The organism is Amycolatopsis marina (assembly GCF_900111885.1).
Classification (GTDB): Bacteria; Actinomycetota; Actinomycetes; order Mycobacteriales; family Pseudonocardiaceae; genus Amycolatopsis; species Amycolatopsis marina.
This window is the reverse complement of the sequence record NZ_FOKG01000018.1, coordinates 55613-72584: the sequence shown is the minus strand read 5'-3', so window position 1 is coordinate 72584 and position 16972 is coordinate 55613. Positions and strand designations below refer to the sequence as shown.

Sequence of the window (16972 nt, the reverse complement as noted above, 5' to 3'; positions counted from 1 at the left end):
CGTAGGATCGCCTGCTCGCGTCGAACCAGCGACGTCGAACCGAAGGGTCCGAATGGCCATTGACGGTGCCGTACCGGTCTCGAACGACAATGCGGAGCAACTGAGCGCCTGGGACGGCGATCAGGGGACGTTCTGGGCGGACCGTGCCGACCGTATCGACGAAGGCGTAGCCAGGTACCACGAGCACCTCATGGCCGCTGCGCGGATCGGGGCCACCGACATCGTGCTCGACATCGGCTGCGGCAACGGGCAGGCGACCAGGGACGCGGCCCGCCGGGCCACGGCAGGATGGGCGCTCGGGGTCGACCTGTCCTCCCGGATGCTCGAACTCGCACGTCGGCTGGCCGAGCGCGATCAACTCTCCAACGTCACTCTCCGGCAAGCGGACGCGCAGACCCATCCGTTTCCCTCGCAAAGTTTCGACCTCGCGATCAGCAGGCACGGTGCGATGTTCTTCGGCGACCCGCCTGCAGCTTTCGCCAATATCGCCCGAGCTATGCGCCCTGCCGCCCGCCTGGTGCTGCTGTCCTGGCAACTGCCACAGCACAACGAATGGCTGACCGCTTTCCGGGCGGCGTTCACCAGCGGCCGTCCGGTGCCACCGCTGGACCGGACGCACCAGGACCGATGTCGTTGAGCGATCCTGTGGTGGTCCGTGGACTGCTGACGTCGGCGGGATTCGCCGATGTACAGCTGCGCGATCTACGCGAACCGATGTACTTCGGCCGCGACGTCGAGGACGCTTGCGAGTTCGTCTCGGCACAGTTCGGGGGAATGCTGAACGGGCTCGACGAGGATGAGCGTGCACGGGCGCTCGACGCGTTGCGATCCGACATGTCGGACCACCACAGTTCCCGTGGTGTCTGTTACGACTCGGCAGCCTGGCTCATCGAAGCACGGCTGCCGTGACCGGCCTTCGTTCGCTGGTCCTACTCCCCTGTAACGACGGTCAGTGGGGAAGGTCCTCGGGAACGGGCAGGTTGAGGGCGTCGAGGAAGCGGGCGGTGCGCACCTCGACGAAGATCTCGTCGTCCTCGAACTGTCCGATGGCGTCGTCGGTGAGCACTGCGGGATCGACCTCTTCGTCGTCGGCGAGGTAGGTGGCGAACAGCCGTTCCTTCTCCGCTCTTTCGGACTCGCTCGTGTCACCCTTGACCTGCGTCCACCAGAACGCGAGACCGGCTGCCTCGCGCGCGACGTCCGTCGGCTGCGACGCGTCCTCCTCCTCGAAGTAGTCACGTGGGGTGAAGCCGAGATAGGCGACACCGCTGCCCGGACCCGTCGGGCTGTAGGTGACTGTGGTGAAGTCGCTGTCGTAGATGTCCACGGTGAGCCACGGCCCCGCGACATCCGGCTTCTGACCGGGACGATGAGGCCGCCACCCGGCTTTGTCGAAGACGTACGCGCCGAAGAACCCCATGTTGCTCCCTGTCAGCCGGTTGTCTGGCCACGAGGCGGGAATGTTATCGCGTGCACGATCCACTGTGGACGGCCGGTCTGGTCCCGATGACGACCGAGGCGTCGAGCTCCTCGCAGGCGGCCGTTCGCGGGACCAGACCGTTGCGGGCGAACATCTCGGCCGTGTGCGGGGCCTGGCGCTCGCTCGCCTCGATCAGCACATGACCACCGGGCGCGAGCCAGTCGGCCGCCTCTGCGGCCACCCTCCGGTGGATGTCCAGTCCGTCCACTCCCCCGTCGAGCGCGACCCTCGGCTCGTGCAGACGGGCTTCGGGCGGCATCAGTTCGATCGCGCCGGTGGGCACGTAGGGGGCGTTGACCACGAGGACCTCTACGCGCCCGCGCAAGCCGTCGGGGACGGGCTCGTAGAGGTCACCCCCATAGACCCGGCCGCCGGCCGCGGCGATGTTGCGGCGAGCGCAGTGGACGGCGGCCGGGTCTATGTCGGCCGCGTGGAGTTCCACATCGTCCAGTTCGGCGAGGAGCACCGCGCCCACCGCGCCGGAACCGCAGCACAGGTCGAGGACGAGTGGTGCTGGTGGGGCGACAGCGGCGGCCTGGGTGACGAGGAACTCGGTACGGCGGCGCGGGACGAAGACTCCTGGATCCACGACGATGCGGTGACCACGGAACTCGGCCCAGCCGAGAACCTGTTCCAGGGGCAGTCCGTCGACCCGCTGGTCGACCATCGAGGTGAGGTCCGAGTCGGTCCGTGCCTCGGAAATGAGCAGCTGGGCCTCGTCCTCGGCGAACACGCATCCCGCGGCCCTGAGCCTGGAGACGACGGCGGCGTGAACGGCTTGTTCGGCTGGCGCTGACACTAGGGCAGGCGAACCATTCGGGCGTTGGACGAGAGCACTCGGCCTGAGCTGGCGGTCATGGGTGCTCACCGTCCTTGCCGGTCCGCTGATGAATCTCCGACCCTACAGACCGGTCGAGGTCAAGCGGGTTCGCGTCCCGAAAAACCAGCGAGAACGTCAAGGTAGTGCGGACTTTTCATGATGCCGAGGACGTTGCCGAACGGATCGATCACCGAGGCGGTGACGAACCCCTCCTCGCGGACGGTCAGCGCCTCGTGTTCTCTCGCCCCCTTGGCGAGCAGTGTCTCGAGTGTGGTCTCGACGTCGTCGACGTGCCAGTACAGCACCACTCCCCCTGGGGCGGGGGGCGGAACGTGGGGTGCATAGCGACTGTCGATGATGCCCAGTTCGTGTTGATAGTCGCCGACGCGGAACTCGACGTACGCGAGCGGTCCATCAACGGGGCGCTCGAAGTATGGCTCGAGCCCCAAAAGGTCGGTGTACCAGTGCTTGGCTGCCTGGATGTCCTCGGCGAAAAGGCTGATGGTGGAGAATCCGCGCAACATCGGTGTTCCCTTCGGCGGCGTGACTTGCTGACAAGGCCAGCATCAGGGCCGAAGTGCTCACCTTCTGAGCACTTTGCTGTCGGCGATCGAACTTCAACTGGAGGCGGTGAAGAAGCGGTCGGCGAGCCAGCACTCGATATCGTGCAGCGCTGCTTTGGCCATGCCGGTCGAGCGGGAGGTGAAGGCGTGGGGGGCCTCCGGGTAGATCCGGAGGTCGACTTCGCCGCCGGCCGCCGAAACCCGGGCAGCCATAGCCGTGTTGTCCTCGAGCAGGATGTCCGAGCTGCCGACGACCAGCAAAATCGGACACAGGCCGCGCAGGTCCCCGTAGACCGGGGAGATGTCGTGGACCGTGCGGTCAGTCACGTGACCGGCGTATGCCTGAATGAAGTACTCATCAGCGATCAGCCGACCTGCGGGGGTCAGACCGCTCAGATCGTACGTGCAACGCGGCCCCGCCGAACGCGTCGGCGAGACCGCGGTCGCGCAGGCGCAGCAGTACCGCCATGGCGAGGGTGGCCCCCGCCGAAAAGCCGCCGATCGCCAGTCTTGTCGTGCCGAAACGAGTTCCGGCCTGCTCAAGGAGCCACAGTGCGGCTGTTTCGCAGTCGTCGGGAGCGGCGGGCCAGGGATGTTCAGGAGCGAGCCGGTAGTCCACACTCACGACGACGATTCCGAGCGCATCCGCGAGCTGCTGGTTGCGCGCGTCCCCCTGCGCCGCCGAGCCATGTAGAAGCCGCCACCGTGGATGTCCAGATATACGCCGCGTGGCACGGCTCCGCCGGGAGCGAGGACTCTCACGGGCACTCGCCGACCAGCGGCTTCGGCTACCTGTTCGACGGCCGACGAGTCGGCAGGTGATGTGACCGCGGCCCGTCTGGCCCGTACTTCCAGCAGCTCACCCAGCGTGCTCGGGCCCTTCGCGGTCCCCGACCCGGCATTGGCCGCCCGGCACTCGTCGACGTGTGCCACGAGCTCCGCGTTGATGAGACTCTTCAACCCCAACCGCATGAGCGTCCCCCGGTGTTCGATCGCGACCGGTCGTGATTATCCCTTGCCGGGGTTCAGGCGGCCGCGGGCCGGGAGTGGTCGGTCGCGAGTTTGATCGCCAGCGCGCCGAGCACGGTGCCCATCAGGTACCGCTGGATCCGCAACCAATTGGGGCGACGGGCCAGAAAGACCGCCAGGGTCCCGGAGACCAGCACGATCGCGAAGTTCACGGTGAGCGCCACGACTATCTGCACTCCGCCGAGGAGGAATCCCTGCAGCAGCAGATTCCCTGCGGTGGGGTCGATGAACTGGGGAATCAACGACAGGTACAGCACGGCGATCTTGGGGTTCAGCAGGTTGGTCATCAGCCCCATCACGAAGAGCCTGCGCGGCGAGTCCGGGTCGAGCTGCTGCGGCGCGAACAGCGACGCTCCGCCCGGTCGCAGTGCCTTCCAGGCAAGCCAGCCGAGGTAGGCGGCGCCTGCGAGCTTCACTGCCAGGTACAGCTGTGGCACCGCGACGAAGACCAGGGAGAGACCGAGGTTGGCCGCGGCCATGTACACCAGGAATCCCATGGCGACTCCGCCGAGGGAGATGGCTCCCGCGCGCCTGCCCTGGGTGATGCTCCGAGAAACGAGGTACATCATGTTGGGCCCGGGAGTCAGAACCATTCCCAGTGCCACTGCGAAGACTCCGAGCGCGGAGCCGAGACTGATCACGTCCGGATGCTGTCACGTGCGGTGGTTCGTGGTCGCGGTCCAATTCGGCGAAAGTGGCCTCGCGAACCGGCGACCGAGATCGTCGCCTCAGAGAAGGGCGGCGATGTCCGCGGCTTTCCAGGCGCCGTTCGCGCCGGGAAGGCCTGCGAGATAGCGCGCCGCACGGTGGATGTCCCACTGGTGGGCTTCCCCCAGCCCGCCCGCGAGCATTCGCAGGTAGGGCGCTGACGGCGCGGCGTGCTCGACGGCGTCAGCCGGCCATGGCGCGGTGAAGGTCAGCACCGGGTGACCGTCGACTTCGCCGAGATGCAGCAGTGTCTCGTATCGGCCTGGACCGAGTTGGGCACGGCCTGATTCGAGGACACGGCTCAGGTCGAGGGCGCCGTGCGGCTCCGGCACCCGGTGCATCTCCTGTGCGGCGATGTCGGTGAACTGTTCCGCGGTGACCAGGTAGGCGCGGGCCGGCGCCGTCCCAGGGAGAGCGGGGTCATAGAACGCGATCCCGCCGCCCCACAGCTTCGACTCGGTCGCGAAGTAGATGCCGCCTGGTAGTTCGTGTTTGGTGTCGGCCAGCGGTGGTCGCTGGTCTCGGCAACCCGGGCACGCGTTGCGTGCGCCCGGAGGTGTGCCGCCCTTGAGGTAGCAGGTGAGTCGGTCGGCGTACATGTTCGACCCGTAGCTGACGTACCAGACGTGACTGGGCTGGGCCGAGTGTGCTGTGGACATCGCGCCCGACCGTACTGACGCCGTCGGCGGGGCAAGGGGGCAGGTCGATCAAGCAGCTGAACGCCGGTGCGCCTAACTCACGTTCGTGAGCTGGCGGTGGAACCACCTGGTCAGGCCGTTGTCCACCTCGCGAGCCAGCGGCAGTTGTGGCGCGGGTTCGATTCCGGGCTCGTCGGCGAGCGGATGCCCCAGCCCAGGAATCGACAGCAGTTCGGACCGCTCCCCCACAGCCGTGACCAGGCGCATCGCATCGATGCGCAGCTCCGGGTGATCCTGCTCGCCGCTGACCACCAGCAGCGGTGCGCGGCCGGCGATGACGTCCGCCTTCGCGACGAAGTCCAGGCTGTCGACGGCCTCCTCGGACTCGGCGTCATACGGGTAGTCGCCGGGGAACAGGCCGACGACGGACCGCATCCGGATGGCGGCGTTCACCACGGCACCGGCGAAGACCGGTGTCTCGGTGTCGGTGAGGACACGCAGTGCGACGGCACCACCCAGCGAACCGCCGAGCACGCCTATCGGTCCGTCGTCGACCGGCAACTGCGCGCGGATCGACGCCAGCGCGGCCGGGAACTCCTCGGTCGCTTGCCGCACGAACGGGTACAAATAGGACATCAGGACGTCCTTGCGTATCAACTCCAATCCGGCGTCCATGCTGCCGTCGACCATGCGCGCTCCACACATCGGCATGCCGAGGTGGACCCGCCACGCGGGCACGTCGTTCATCGGCAACGCGGCAGCGAACGCGGCGTCCGACCTCGGCGCGTCGAGCATGTGCCAGGTGACGATCAGGGGGGCGGGGCCCGCGTCCGCAGGGGGTAGGGCGGTGAACGGCACACCCGCCGCCGTACCGGTGATCAATGAGTCCATGCGGTCACGCTAGGGGCGCTGCCGCACGCCGGAAACCGATTACGCCACCAGCGGACCAATTCGGCTGCTCGGCCACGACACCACGGCGTGCGGGGCCCAATATCGGAAGTTGTTCTCCGAGTCGGTCAGAATGGCGCTCAGGGGCGGGAAGCGTGCTTCACGGCGATTGGCGTTGTCGCATGTTCGCCTCACAGGACTCCCCCGGCTTGAGGTGACCAGGTAGCCGGATGTGTTCCAGTGGGTATCTGGTGGCGGCCGGGCCGGACAGTGCACCATGTGCGATTACGGGAGCTGCACCAGCTGGCATGGCGGGAGAGGGGCACCTTGCATTTCATGACCACCCGTGACGTTGTCGAGGACACCGAGGCCGGATCGTGACGGTGCTCGACGTGTCCGACACGCATCGGGCGATCGACGCGGTGTGGCGCATCGAGTCGCCGAGACTGATCGCCGGGCTGATGCGCATCGTCCGCGATGTGGGTCTTGCCGAGGAACTCGCGCAGGACGCGCTGGTCGCCGCGCTGGAGCAGTGGCCCGAGTCGGGCGTGCCGGACAATCCCGGCGCCTGGCTGATGACGACCGCGAAACGTCGGGCGATCGACCTGGTGCGCAGGCAGCAACGGCTCGAGCGCAAAGTCGAGGAGATCGGCCGTGATCTGGAGCTCGGCGGGGCCGGATCGGTGCCCGAGCCCGAGGCATTTGTGGTGGACGACCACATCGGTGACGACCTGCTCAGTCTGGTGTTCACGGCGTGTCATCCGGTGCTGTCCACCGAGGCCAGGGTGGCGCTCACGCTGCGCCTGCTCGGTGGCCTGACAACGCCGGAAATCGCCCGTGCGTTCCTCGCTCCCGAGCCCACCATCGCGCAGCGGATCGTGCGTGCGAAACGGGCGCTGGCAAAGGCGAAGGTCCCGTTCGAGGTGCCGGAGGGCGCCGAACTCGCGGAGCGGCTGTCCTCGGTGCTCGAGGTCATCTATCTCGTGTTCAACGAGGGGTATTCCGCCACCGCCGGTGCGGACTGGATGCGGCCCGAACTGTGCGCGGACGCGTTGCGTCTCGGTCGCATACTCGCCGAGCTCGTCCCGAAGGAGCCCGAGGTACACGGCCTGGTGGCGTTGATGGAGATCCAGGCGTCGAGGACCAAGGCACGTACTGGGCCGACAGGCGAGCCGATCCTGCTGCTCGACCAGGACCGGGGGCGGTGGGACCAGTTGCTGATTCGCCGCGGGCTCACCGCATTGGAGCGAGCGGAGACGGTGGAGGGGCCACGCGGTTCCTACACCCTGCAGGCGGCGATCGCGGCGTGCCATGGCAGGGCACGCACCGCCGGGGAGACGGACTGGGAACGGATCGCGGACCTCTACGCGGAACTGGCGACCGTCTCGCCGTCTCCGATCGTGGAACTCAACCGCGCTGTCGCGTTGATGATGGCGTTCGGTCCGGAGGCGGGCCTGGAACACCTCGGCGGCCTGGCCGACGAGCCGTCCCTGCGGAGTTATCACCTGCTGCCGAGCGTGCGCGGGGACTTCCTCAGCAGGCTCGGCCGTCTCGAGGAGGCCCGTGCGGAGTTCGAACGCGCGGCGGCGCTGACCCAGAACGAGCGGGAACGCGCACTCCTGCTCGAGCGTGCCGAGGCGTGCGAACTTCCCTGAACACGCGGCGAGGGGCCGACACCAGCTGGTGTCGGCCCCTCGCTACATGACAACCGTTGCAGACTTGCGCCTGCGGTGGCTCAGACCGAGCGGACTGCGGTGGCCTGCGGGCCCTTGGGGCCCTGCGCCAGCTCGAACTCCACGTGCTGGTTCTCGTCGAGGCTACGGAAACCGTTGCCCTCGATCTCCGAGTAGTGCACGAAGACGTCCGGTCCGTCGTTCTGGGAGATGAAGCCGAAGCCCTTCTCCGCGTTGAACCACTTGACTGTTCCCTGAGTCATTTTGCTCCTTACAGGGCTGGATGAGGGGTCCGCACTCTGCGGTGCCCCTGGCCGGTTCTCGACGCGGCTTCTCCAGCTGACTGAAGGAAAGCGGCGCGCCCGCAACATCGTTCCTCGCGAGCGTGCAGGTAACACGAACACTCAAAAACTACGACCACCCTGTACAACCCACCCGGCCGCCGATTCATTCCCGGCCGCGGCCACGCGTTGTTTTCCGCCACGCAATAGGGGAACCCGATACCCGAGTTGAGACGAGAGCAAGGACAAAGAGGAGTGGAGTACCTTGACCACCACCTCGGAGAACGCGCCATCCACACAGCCCCCGGCACCGACTCGGGAGCCACGCAGATCCCGGCCGCCGATCGTCGCCGGTAGACGCCCCCGCAAGGAAATCGTCCTGGTAGGCACGTTTGTCGTCGTGCCGTTGCTGGCGGTGGCGGCGGCCGTGCCCGCGGCGTGGGGCTGGGGAATCGGCTGGACAGACATCGGCCTGGTGGCCTTCTTCTACGCGCTGAGTGGGCTCGGGGTGACGGTCGGGTTCCACCGGTATTTCACCCACGGGTCGTTCCGGACGGTGCGGCCACTGCGGATCGGGCTGGCGGTGGCAGGCAGTATGGCCATGCAGGGCCCGGTCATCAGTTGGGTCGCCGATCACCGCAGGCACCACGCCTACGCGGACAGGGAGGGTGATCCGCACTCGCCGTGGCGGTTCGGTACGACCGCGACCGCGCTGGTCAAGGGATTCTGGCACGCCCACGTGGGCTGGCTGTTCGACCGGGACATGACCAACATCGAACGGTTCGCCCCAGACCTGCTCGCCGACCGCGACATCGTCCGCGTGAACCGCCTGTTCCCCCTGCTCAGTGCGGCAACCCTGCTGCTCCCTGCCCTGCTCGGCGGACTGCTGACGTGGTCCTGGACGGGGGCGCTGACCGGCTTCTTCTGGGCGGGACTCGTGCGGATCGCGTTGTTGCACCACGTCACGTGGTCGGTCAACTCGATCTGCCACATGCTGGGCGAGCGTCCCTTCCGCAGCCGTGACCGCTCCGCGAACTTCTGGCCCTTGGCGATCGCGTCGTTCGGTGAGTCGTGGCACAACTCCCACCACGCCGATCCCACCTGTGCGCGACACGGGGTCGAGCGCGGGCAGCTGGACATCTCCGCCGCGGTCATCCGGTTGTTCGAGCGGCTCGGCTGGGCCTGGAAGGTCCGGTGGCCGACACCGCAGCGGCTGGAGAAGCTCCGCCAGCCGTGACGTGGCGGCCCCACCCCTTGCACGACCGACAGAGTACTGTGCATGTAGTGGTTACGGGCTACCTGTGAAGCGGTGTCGATGGTGCGCAGGAACAACGAGCGACGGGCGGCTCTCGTCGACGCCGCCATCGAGGTGCTGGCGAAGGACGGCGCACGAGGGCTGACGTTCCGGGCCGTGGACACCGAGGCCGCGGTGCCGCCCGGCACGGCTTCCAACTACTTCGCCAACCGCGATGACCTGCTCACGCAGGCCGGTGCCCGGGTCTACGAACGGCTTCAGCCCGACGACGAGCTGATCGCGCGCCAGCGGGCGGCAGACGCGGATGTGCGGACCTACACGTTCCTGATGCGGGAACTGGTCGGTCGCGTCAGCGCATTTCGCAGCGGCTACCTCGCGCTCCTCGAACTGCGGCTCGAGGCGACCCGCCGCCCCGCGCTACGCGCCGTGCTGACCGAACGTGTCCGCGCCGACATCGACGCCAACGTCGCCTATCACGAGGGCTCTGGCCTGCCGGGGGATGCGACCGCCGTCCGCCTGCTGTACTTGGCGTTCAACTGGCTGATCGTGGAGCAGCTCACGCTGCCGGACGTGCTTTCGGAGGCCGAGCGCGAACGACTTGTCACGGCGGCGGTCGAGCGCATCGTGTTTCCCTGAACGGCATCGTGGCTGACGGAGCCGATCTGAGTGGGCGCCAACAGGTTCCGCGCCTGGTCATAGGTCACCTCGGCGAGGCGCTGCAGTGTTGCCGCCATCCCCCGCAGATCCGTGCCAGGCAGCGAGCCGAGCACCGCGTTCGCCTCCGTCGTGACCGGCTGCCAGATCTCGCACCTCCACTCGTTGTGGCTGGCGGCGACCTCGATCACCTGGGCATGCCGGTCCGTGAGGCTCGGCCGGCGGGTCACATAGCCGGCCACGTCGACCCGCTGGGCGGACTGTCCGGGCCCGTTGTCTGGCTGCTCGCGGCGGCCTGCGCCACGGTAGCGCTGTGGCAGGAGCCCGTGAGGTCCTAAACCACCGACGAGCGCACACGCGGCGACAAACCGGTTGCCACTGCTGCGACGATATTGATCGGCACACGCAGGAGGAGGTCCTGGGGTGAAGGCGGTGCGCTACCACGAGCACGGAGATGCCGACGTCCTGCGCGTCGAGGACGTCGACCTGCCGAGTCCGGGACCAGGGCAGGTGCTGGTGCGGGTCGCGGGAACCTCGTTCAACCCGGTCGAGGTGGACATCCGAGCGGGCCGTATGCGACAGGTGTTCCCGGTGGGTCTCCCCCACACTCCCGGCCTGGACGTTGCGGGCACGGTAGCCGAAGTGGGCCGCGGAGTAACGAGCTGCGGCGTGGGAGACCCCGTCGTCGGTTTCCTGCCGATGACGGCCACCGGCGCGGCTGCCGAGTTCGTGCTGGCGCCGGCGAACCTGCTCACCGCCGCGCCTACCGCACTCTCCCTCGCCGACGCCGCGGCACTACCCCTGGTGGCACTCACCGCGTGGCAAGCCCTGTTCGAACACGCCGATCTACGGCCGGGACAACGCATCCTGATCAATGGCGCCGGCGGTGCGGTGGGCAGGCTGGCTGTCCAACTTGCGAAGCGGGCCGGAGCGACAGTGGTCGCAACTGCGGGCCCGCGCAGCATCGACGCCGTTCGCGAACATGGTGCAGACGAACTCATCGACCACACCGAGACCGGCGTGCGCGACATCGTCACCGATCCGGTGGACGCGGTACTGAACCTGGTACCGACGTCGCAGTCCACCACAGCCGATCTGCGGTCCCTGCTCGGCCGGGTGAATCCGGGCGGTGTGTTCGTGACCGCCGTTCCTCCCGAGCCTGCTCCGGAGGAAACCGGAACACGGGTGGTGGGTATGTCCGCGCGCGGTGACGCCCATGAGTTGGCCGAGCTCGTCCGACGGGTCGATGCCGGTGAGCTGCGGGTCGACGTCGGTGGCAGGCTTCCGCTGCGACAACTCCCCGACGTGCACGAACGCAGCGCGGCCGGAACCCTGCGAGGCAAGGTCGTTCTGCTTCCTGACTTCTGACGAGGTCTCAATCTCCTATATCGGACACGGGGACCATGTTCACCCTGTCATGAGCTGGCTACCCTGGTGTGCCTCTTCGCGGAGACCGTCCGGTTGACGGGGGATGCGAAACGAGGTCGACTCCGCGAAGGATGTGGGTTCATATGCCACAGCCAGACAACGACATGCACATTGGCAATCGCATCAAGGCACACCGTGAGCGACGCGGAATTTCCCGCCCGGTTCTGGGAGGGCTCGTAGGAAAGTCTGCCGAGTGGATCAAAGCCGTCGAGAACGGGCGATTGCAGACTCCGCGCCTGTCCATGCTTCTCAAGATCGCGCACGCGCTCGAACTCACCGATCTCGCTGTGCTCACCGGCAACGGACATGCGGTCTCCGTCGAACTGTTCGCAGGCGACCAGCACGCCGCGCTCGGCGCGGTACAGGCTGCGCTCACTGAGTACCGAGTTACCCCGGATGCCGACGGTGCACCTGACGTCGCACACCTGAAGAGTCGCCTCGAACAGGCATGGCGGGTGCGGCACGCCTCCCCTGACCACCGTTCACAACTCGGCTCATTTCTGCCCAGCCTGATCCGAGACGCACAACGCGCCGTGCGTACCTTGCGCGGTGAAGAACGCCGCGATGCCCGTCGTGTTCTCTCCGGCGTCTACCAGCTCGCAGATTTCTACGTCGCGTACCAGCCAGCGCCAGAGCTGGTGTGGATGGTGGCTGATCGAGCTCTCACCGAGGGCCAAGAGGCCGACGATCCGTACGTGATCGCCGGCGGAGCGTGGGCGATGGTGCAGGCACTTCGGGATGCCGGGCGTTGGGATGAAGCGCTGGCACTGGCACGCGATGCGATCACTCAGCTTGAGCCGCACCTCGACGCGGCACCAGCGGACTGGCGCGGGATGACAGGCGCGCTCGAGGCGGAGATCGCCTATGTGCACGCACGCCGGGGCCGTCATGGTGACGCATGGAGGCACTGGGAGCGCGCTGAGCGAACAGCGCGGCTGCTCGGCCCGGGCTATCGACACATCCAGACCAGCTTCTCGCAGCTGATTATGGGGGCACACGCCGTTACTCTTGGCGTCGAGTTGCGTCGTGCGGGCGAGGCATTACGAGCGGCTGACGCGGTCGACGCCGCAGGGATACCTTCGCTCGCCCGGAGGAGCCGGCATCTGATCGAGGTCGCCCGCAGCCACGCTCAGCGTGGTGAGCGGCCAGCGGTGTGGGCTCTGCTGAACACGTCCGAGCGCACGGCGCACGAAACCATCCGCTACAACGGCTTCGCACGGGAGATGCTGCTCGACCTTCGTCGTAGACCGCCAACCGGACTGGCGACGGACGTGCACGACCTCTGTCAGCGAGTTGGCATCGCCGGATAGACCATGCGGATGAAGGTATAAACCGTACCCACCCCGATCGATGATCGCCCATAGCGTCGAAGTCATGACAGACGGCAACGGGAGTGTGATCGGCAGCCCCGCCGATCCCAGCTACGAATGGCGCAGGAAGCACTTGGTCTGGTGTGTGAACTGCAAGGACGGGCGACAGGTACCGGTCGAGTTCGGGATCCTCCATACCCGCGACGGTCTACAGCTTGCGTTGCAGACCGATGGCCAGAGCGAGCCGACGCTGGTGTCGTTCGTCGCAGCGCCCAAGTTGCTCGAGGCGATCCGGCAGTCGATCAGCGACCTGCTCACCGACACGAACTACCAGCGAGCGCGAGCATGATCGCCATCGACCACGACCTCATGATGCGGGTCGCCAAGGCCAACAAGTGCATTGGCGAGGTGATGATCGAGGCGATGAACGCTCCAGACAACAGGACACGTGTTCTCCGGCTTTGCGAGCTCGGCCGATATCTCGAGGGGCTGTCCGCCGACGTCCTCGCCTACGCCGTTGCCCTCGACGGCCGCGTGCTCGGCACGAGGTGGCGAGACGTCATCGACGAACAGTCGATCAGGTAACCGGGCCGCGCGAGCATCACGCGCCAGGCCAACATCGTCCGCCGCGTACTCACGAGCGCGCCGGCAAGTTGACGAAACGGCTCGGTCAACAGCCCCGATCGATGTGACGCGGAGCCCTCTCGCGACGCGTCAACCGGACCTCCACGTTCCAACGTGGGGCGGCAAAAGCAGGTCAACACGAAAGGCAGCGAGACATGGCTATCACCGGCGAAGAACTCACTGGACAGGGCCTCGTGTCGGAAGAGCTGTTCAGCAGGCTCGTGAACCGGATCGTCAAGGAGCGCAAGAACTCCCGCGAACAGGCCGCGAGGATCATGGACCAGGCACTTGCTTTCCTGGCCGCCTGTGCCAATTCCACAGAGCCGCTGTCGCCCAGCGACGCTATCGATATCGGGTGGCATACGTTCATCCTCTACACACGCGAGTACGCAGCTTTCTGCGACCGCATCGCGGGCCGTTTCATCCACCACGACCCGACCGACACCAGGGCGATCCCGGTAACCCGGACTCCTGTGGACCCGTTGAATGTCACCATGAAAGCCGTTCGAGAGGCAGGGTATGCCGTTGATCTCACACTCTGGACGGCATCCGCGAAGTGCAACCAGTGCACGCAAGGGTGCACTCACTCCAGTGGCGACACAGGATGTCATCACCACCCTGTTCGCACTGATACGGTCCCGGCGTGATCACGCGCTTTCAGTGGGATGAACTGCCCGACGCTGTGCACGAGGCGGTCCGGAAGCACCTCGACACGGTTACCGTGGTGCGGCCCGTGGAACAAGGACAGAACTGCAACCTTGCTCTCGTTCTGCGCAGCGAGGAGGGCGACGTCTTCCTAAAGGGGGTCAGGGAAGTCAGTTCGCGAATGCGTTGGCTCCGGAATGAAGCTGAAGCCGGAGATCTCGCTCCCGGGCTTGCTCCGGCGACCCGTTTTAGCGAAGACGTGGATGCGGATGTCCCATGGCTTGTCGTCGGCTTCGAGTACGTCGAAGGGCGTCCCGCCGACCTGTCGCCGGGCTCTGCCGATCTCGCCGTCGTGCGGGAGATGCTGGCCAAACTGAACAGCCTCCCCGGCGGTGACACTCAACCGCTCAGCAAGCGGTGGGCCTCCGCGGACTGGTGGACTAAATTCGCGGCCGAGGCTCCGGAAAGGGTCGTTGATCTGGACGTCGTCGAGTTGACCGAGTGGTGTCTCGCAGCCCCGCAACTGGTCGAAGGGGAAGCTCTGCTGCACACCGATCTCCACGAGCACCAGTTCATGATCAAGGACGGCTCGCCGGTACGTGTGATCGATTGGGGACGCCCGGCTTCGGGGGCTGCGTGGATAGACACCGCTTTTCTTGTCGTGCGACTTGTCGCGGCAGGCTTCGGCCCAAGAGAAGCCGAGGAGTGGGCGGCGTCGGTACCGCGTTGGTCCACGGGATCGGACAAGGCAGTCACAGCGTTCGCCTGCTATGTGGCAGGGCTATGGGGCTACCGCGCAGCCACGGCCCCGTTCCCCGGCGCTACGCGGCTGAGCAACGCTGCCACGCGGTACGCCCGTTACCGATTAGCGAGGTAGTGGAGCGCAAGTACCGGCTGCATTGTGAGTCTCTCGCGTTGCACCCGGTACGAACCTAGGCACACACGAGCACGCCCGCGCATTCCTCCGACCTCGCTGGCCCGAGGATGTGCTGGCGACCTGCCGCCAGTCCACGGTCCGCCCGCCGACCAGCATCCCAGTTTCAGCGCCGCCGAAAGGCGGACACGTCCTGGCCGCATTCCCTGCGACTCTTGACCGGTCAGCCAACGAGAACGACCGGAAGGGCCGATCACCGTGACCGCCATGACCACACCACCGTCCACCCTCGACGCCGAGCGGACCGACCTGCTCGACGCGCTCGCGACCGCGCGGTCCACCCTCACCAACACCGTCCGCGGGCTCAGCGACGGGCAACTCGGCGAGCACCCCACAGTCAGCGCGTTGTGCCTCGGCGGATTGATCAAGCACGTGGCCTCGACCGAGGAATCGTGGCTGCGCTTCGTGGTCGACGGCCCGTCGGCGCTGAGCTACGACCTGCCCGACGGTGTCACCTGGGACGACATCATGGCCGGGACCGCGCGTGAGTTCCCGCAGTGGCTGATCGACCACCAGAACGACTTCCAGATGCAGCCCGGCGAGACGCTGACCGGCATCCTCGCACGCTACGAGCAGGTGGCCGCCCGGACCGAGGAGATCGTTGCCGCCGTTCCAGATCTCTCGGTTGCCCACCCGTTGCCGGAGGCTCCCTGGCACGAGTCGGGGATGGTGTTCACCGTGCGCAGGGTGCTGATGCACGTCATCGCCGAGACCGCCCAGCATGCGGGCCACGCCGACATACTGCGGGAGACGCTCGACGGACGGACGGCGACCTGAGGACTTGCCGGTCCTCAGCGTCGCAGACGATGAGACCGTGCGGACCCCGATCGCGCTGCTCTTCACGATCGGGGTCACGTCGGCGATTCACCGATGACTTTCGTTTTCCCGAACTGTCTGCACAGGAGGGACAAGCGCCCACGGGCGCCACAGCAGAGACAACGGGCCGATGCCAGAAGGAGCGCTCAGATGGTCATCGTTGCAGGACACATCATCGTCGAACCCCAGCAACGCGAGTCCTATCTCGCGGGATGCGTGAGCGTGGTCGAACAAGCACGCGGGACGGTTGGCTGCCTCGACTTCGCCATCACCGCTGACCTGGTCGTCCCCGGCCGCATCAACATCTATGAGCGCTGGGAGTCGCGAGCGGACGTCGAGAACTTCCGTGGCAGCGGCCCCAGCGACGAGCAGAGCACCGCAATACTCTCGGCTTCGGTAGCCGAGTACGACGTCGCTGGTGTGCGGTCCCTGATCGGGGAAGCCACGGTATGAACCAGGCCGGCCGCTTGGCCAAGCACGATCGGTCGCCGGGAAATCACTAGGGTGAAGCCTCAAACGGAGGTACACGCTGCGACCCATCGACCTCGCCCGGGAACACGGGTTGTCCGCCCAGGCGATCCGCAACTACGACGACGCCGGAGTTCTCCCGCCGACCGAGCGCAGCGAGACCGGCTACCGGCGTTACACACCGCTGCACGCACAGGCGCTACGCACCTTCCTCGCGTTGCGCCTGGGCCACGGGCACCAGCAGGCCGTGGAGATCATGCGCGCGACCAACCGGGGTGACACCGAGTCCGCCTACCGGCTCATCGACGCCGCGCACGTCGCGCTGCTCACCGAACGCGACACCCGTGCCAAGTCCGCGTCGACTCTCGGCAACCTGTCCACCACGACTCCCACCACGGTCAACGGTGGACCGCTGACCGTGGGCGAACTCGCGCGTCGGCTCGGCGTGCACCCGGCGACGCTGCGGACCTGGGAAGCCGAGGGCATTCTGCGCCCCGAACGCAACCCGGTAACCGGGTACCGCGAATACGGACCGGACTGCGTGCGCGACGCCGAGATCACCCGGCAACTGCGCCGGGGCGGGTACTTGCTGCGCAAGGTCGCGCAGTTCATCGAGTCGCTGCACGCGGCGGGCGGGGCGGACGCGCTGAGCGACTTTCTCGACTCCTGGCAGGGCCGGCTGACCACCCGTAGCCGCAACCTGCTCGCCGGAGCGGCCCAGCTTGACGCCTACCTCACCCTGCTTGATCAGGCATAGC

At 66.9% G+C, this 16972-nt stretch carries 24 protein-coding genes; 14 read left to right on the top strand and 10 right to left on the bottom strand.

The features are described 5' to 3' along the window. Window positions 1-52: 52 nt before the first annotated feature. Window positions 53-637 (top strand): class I SAM-dependent methyltransferase, encoded by a 585-nt coding sequence (locus tag BM199_RS25240; RefSeq protein WP_245788665.1) that lies wholly within the window; start codon window positions 53-55, stop codon window positions 635-637. Continuing rightward, window positions 634-909: a hypothetical protein gene (locus tag BM199_RS34690; RefSeq protein WP_245788663.1), complete on the top strand. Its 276-nt coding sequence runs from the start codon at window positions 634-636 to the stop codon at window positions 907-909. Before BM199_RS25240 ends, BM199_RS34690 begins: the two co-directional genes overlap by 4 nt. A gap of 40 nt (window positions 910-949) precedes the next feature. Here BM199_RS34690 and BM199_RS25235 read toward each other — a convergent pair whose 3' ends face one another. The 9 genes from BM199_RS25235 to BM199_RS25205 form a co-directional block, all read right to left on the bottom strand. Beyond that, the gene (locus BM199_RS25235; RefSeq protein WP_091676253.1) at window positions 950-1420 is read right to left on the bottom strand and encodes a hypothetical protein; all 471 of its coding nucleotides are present in this window, start codon (window positions 1418-1420) and stop codon (window positions 950-952) included. 43 nt (window positions 1421-1463) lie between these two features. Then, entirely contained in the window at window positions 1464-2279 is an 816-nt protein-coding gene (locus BM199_RS25230; RefSeq protein WP_091676250.1) for a putative protein N(5)-glutamine methyltransferase, read from the bottom strand. Window positions 2280-2398: 119 nt separating this feature from the next. Next, window positions 2399-2824, bottom strand: a complete 426-nt coding sequence (locus BM199_RS25225; protein ID WP_091676247.1) for a VOC family protein — start codon at window positions 2822-2824, stop codon at window positions 2399-2401. Window positions 2825-2917: 93 nt separating this feature from the next. Then, window positions 2918-3211: an alpha/beta hydrolase gene (locus tag BM199_RS35010; RefSeq protein WP_281245759.1), complete on the bottom strand. Its 294-nt coding sequence runs from the start codon at window positions 3209-3211 to the stop codon at window positions 2918-2920. A 10-nt stretch (window positions 3212-3221) separates the two neighbouring features. Beyond that, window positions 3222-3497, bottom strand: a complete 276-nt coding sequence (locus tag BM199_RS35005) for an alpha/beta hydrolase fold domain-containing protein (RefSeq protein ID WP_281245758.1) — start codon at window positions 3495-3497, stop codon at window positions 3222-3224. Further along, the gene (locus BM199_RS34680; protein ID WP_245788661.1) at window positions 3485-3835 is read right to left on the bottom strand and encodes a hypothetical protein; all 351 of its coding nucleotides are present in this window, start codon (window positions 3833-3835) and stop codon (window positions 3485-3487) included. Before BM199_RS34680 ends, BM199_RS35005 begins: the two co-directional genes overlap by 13 nt. 53 nt (window positions 3836-3888) lie before the next feature. Beyond that, the gene (locus tag BM199_RS25215; RefSeq protein WP_218160436.1) at window positions 3889-4533 is read right to left on the bottom strand and encodes a LysE family translocator; all 645 of its coding nucleotides are present in this window, start codon (window positions 4531-4533) and stop codon (window positions 3889-3891) included. A gap of 87 nt (window positions 4534-4620) precedes the next feature. Next, window positions 4621-5259, bottom strand: a complete 639-nt coding sequence (locus BM199_RS25210; protein WP_091676244.1) for a histone deacetylase — start codon at window positions 5257-5259, stop codon at window positions 4621-4623. 72 nt (window positions 5260-5331) lie between these two features. Further along, window positions 5332-6129: an alpha/beta hydrolase family protein gene (locus tag BM199_RS25205; RefSeq protein WP_091676242.1), complete on the bottom strand. Its 798-nt coding sequence runs from the start codon at window positions 6127-6129 to the stop codon at window positions 5332-5334. A 389-nt stretch (window positions 6130-6518) separates the two neighbouring features. Between BM199_RS25205 and BM199_RS25200 the strand changes: the two genes are divergently transcribed. After that, window positions 6519-7781, top strand: coding sequence for an RNA polymerase sigma factor (locus BM199_RS25200; protein ID WP_425425585.1), 1263 nt, complete (start codon window positions 6519-6521; stop codon window positions 7779-7781). A gap of 80 nt (window positions 7782-7861) precedes the next feature. Here the strand turns inward: BM199_RS25200 and BM199_RS25195 are convergent, their stop codons facing one another. Then, complete coding sequence (locus BM199_RS25195; protein ID WP_091676239.1) at window positions 7862-8062, bottom strand: cold-shock protein; 201 nt, start codon at window positions 8060-8062, stop codon at window positions 7862-7864. 361 nt (window positions 8063-8423) lie between these two features. Here BM199_RS25195 and BM199_RS25190 point away from each other — a divergent pair, with 361 nt between their 5' ends. The 11 genes from BM199_RS25190 (at window position 8424) to BM199_RS25140 (ending at window position 16971) form a co-directional block, all read left to right on the top strand. Continuing rightward, window positions 8424-9317 (top strand): acyl-CoA desaturase, encoded by an 894-nt coding sequence (locus BM199_RS25190; protein ID WP_091676431.1) that lies wholly within the window; start codon window positions 8424-8426, stop codon window positions 9315-9317. 78 nt (window positions 9318-9395) lie between these two features. Further along, window positions 9396-9971 (top strand): TetR/AcrR family transcriptional regulator, encoded by a 576-nt coding sequence (locus BM199_RS25185; RefSeq protein WP_091676236.1) that lies wholly within the window; start codon window positions 9396-9398, stop codon window positions 9969-9971. A 441-nt stretch (window positions 9972-10412) separates the two neighbouring features. Beyond that, window positions 10413-11357, top strand: coding sequence for an NADP-dependent oxidoreductase (locus BM199_RS25180; RefSeq protein WP_091676233.1), 945 nt, complete (start codon window positions 10413-10415; stop codon window positions 11355-11357). A 131-nt stretch (window positions 11358-11488) separates the two neighbouring features. Continuing rightward, entirely contained in the window at window positions 11489-12727 is a 1239-nt protein-coding gene (locus tag BM199_RS25175; RefSeq protein ID WP_342741732.1) for a helix-turn-helix transcriptional regulator, read from the top strand. Window positions 12728-12791: 64 nt separating this feature from the next. Beyond that, the gene (locus BM199_RS25170; RefSeq protein WP_143101917.1) at window positions 12792-13076 is read left to right on the top strand and encodes a hypothetical protein; all 285 of its coding nucleotides are present in this window, start codon (window positions 12792-12794) and stop codon (window positions 13074-13076) included. Beyond that, window positions 13073-13312, top strand: a complete 240-nt coding sequence (locus BM199_RS25165; protein WP_091676226.1) for a hypothetical protein — start codon at window positions 13073-13075, stop codon at window positions 13310-13312. The genes BM199_RS25170 and BM199_RS25165 overlap by 4 nt, the downstream gene beginning before the upstream one ends. A 194-nt stretch (window positions 13313-13506) precedes the next feature. Further along, entirely contained in the window at window positions 13507-13998 is a 492-nt protein-coding gene (locus BM199_RS25160; protein ID WP_091676223.1) for a glycine-rich domain-containing protein, read from the top strand. Continuing rightward, entirely contained in the window at window positions 13995-14873 is an 879-nt protein-coding gene (locus BM199_RS25155) for a phosphotransferase family protein (RefSeq protein ID WP_245788659.1), read from the top strand. The genes BM199_RS25160 and BM199_RS25155 overlap by 4 nt, the downstream gene beginning before the upstream one ends. A 264-nt stretch (window positions 14874-15137) precedes the next feature. Continuing rightward, window positions 15138-15707: a DinB family protein gene (locus BM199_RS25150; RefSeq protein ID WP_091676424.1), complete on the top strand. Its 570-nt coding sequence runs from the start codon at window positions 15138-15140 to the stop codon at window positions 15705-15707. Window positions 15708-15896: 189 nt separating this feature from the next. Next, window positions 15897-16199 (top strand): putative quinol monooxygenase, encoded by a 303-nt coding sequence (locus BM199_RS25145; protein ID WP_091676220.1) that lies wholly within the window; start codon window positions 15897-15899, stop codon window positions 16197-16199. A 76-nt stretch (window positions 16200-16275) separates the two neighbouring features. After that, the gene (locus BM199_RS25140) at window positions 16276-16971 is read left to right on the top strand and encodes a TioE family transcriptional regulator (RefSeq protein WP_091676218.1); all 696 of its coding nucleotides are present in this window, start codon (window positions 16276-16278) and stop codon (window positions 16969-16971) included. The last annotated feature ends 1 nt before the right edge of the window (window position 16972 follow it).

Bases quoted from the DNA above. Each gene is read 5' to 3' on its own strand.
- BM199_RS25240 (WP_245788665.1), top strand. From the start codon at position 53: ATGGCCATTGACGGTGCCGTACCGGTCTCGAACGACAATGCGGAGCAA.
- BM199_RS25235 (WP_091676253.1), bottom strand. From the start codon at position 1,420: ATGGGGTTCTTCGGCGCGTACGTCTTCGACAAAGCCGGGTGGCGGCCT.
- BM199_RS25225 (WP_091676247.1), bottom strand. From the start codon at position 2,824: ATGTTGCGCGGATTCTCCACCATCAGCCTTTTCGCCGAGGACATCCAG.
- BM199_RS34680 (WP_245788661.1), bottom strand. From the start codon at position 3,835: ATGCGGTTGGGGTTGAAGAGTCTCATCAACGCGGAGCTCGTGGCACAC.
- BM199_RS25210 (WP_091676244.1), bottom strand. From the start codon at position 5,259: ATGTCCACAGCACACTCGGCCCAGCCCAGTCACGTCTGGTACGTCAGC.
- BM199_RS25205 (WP_091676242.1), bottom strand. From the start codon at position 6,129: ATGGACTCATTGATCACCGGTACGGCGGCGGGTGTGCCGTTCACCGCC.
- BM199_RS25195 (WP_091676239.1), bottom strand. From the start codon at position 8,062: ATGACTCAGGGAACAGTCAAGTGGTTCAACGCGGAGAAGGGCTTCGGC.
- BM199_RS25185 (WP_091676236.1), top strand. From the start codon at position 9,396: ATGGTGCGCAGGAACAACGAGCGACGGGCGGCTCTCGTCGACGCCGCC.
- BM199_RS25175 (WP_342741732.1), top strand. From the start codon at position 11,489: ATGTGGGTTCATATGCCACAGCCAGACAACGACATGCACATTGGCAAT.
- BM199_RS25170 (WP_143101917.1), top strand. From the start codon at position 12,792: ATGACAGACGGCAACGGGAGTGTGATCGGCAGCCCCGCCGATCCCAGC.
- BM199_RS25165 (WP_091676226.1), top strand. From the start codon at position 13,073: ATGATCGCCATCGACCACGACCTCATGATGCGGGTCGCCAAGGCCAAC.
- BM199_RS25160 (WP_091676223.1), top strand. From the start codon at position 13,507: ATGGCTATCACCGGCGAAGAACTCACTGGACAGGGCCTCGTGTCGGAA.
- BM199_RS25150 (WP_091676424.1), top strand. From the start codon at position 15,138: ATGACCACACCACCGTCCACCCTCGACGCCGAGCGGACCGACCTGCTC.
- BM199_RS25145 (WP_091676220.1), top strand. From the start codon at position 15,897: ATGGTCATCGTTGCAGGACACATCATCGTCGAACCCCAGCAACGCGAG.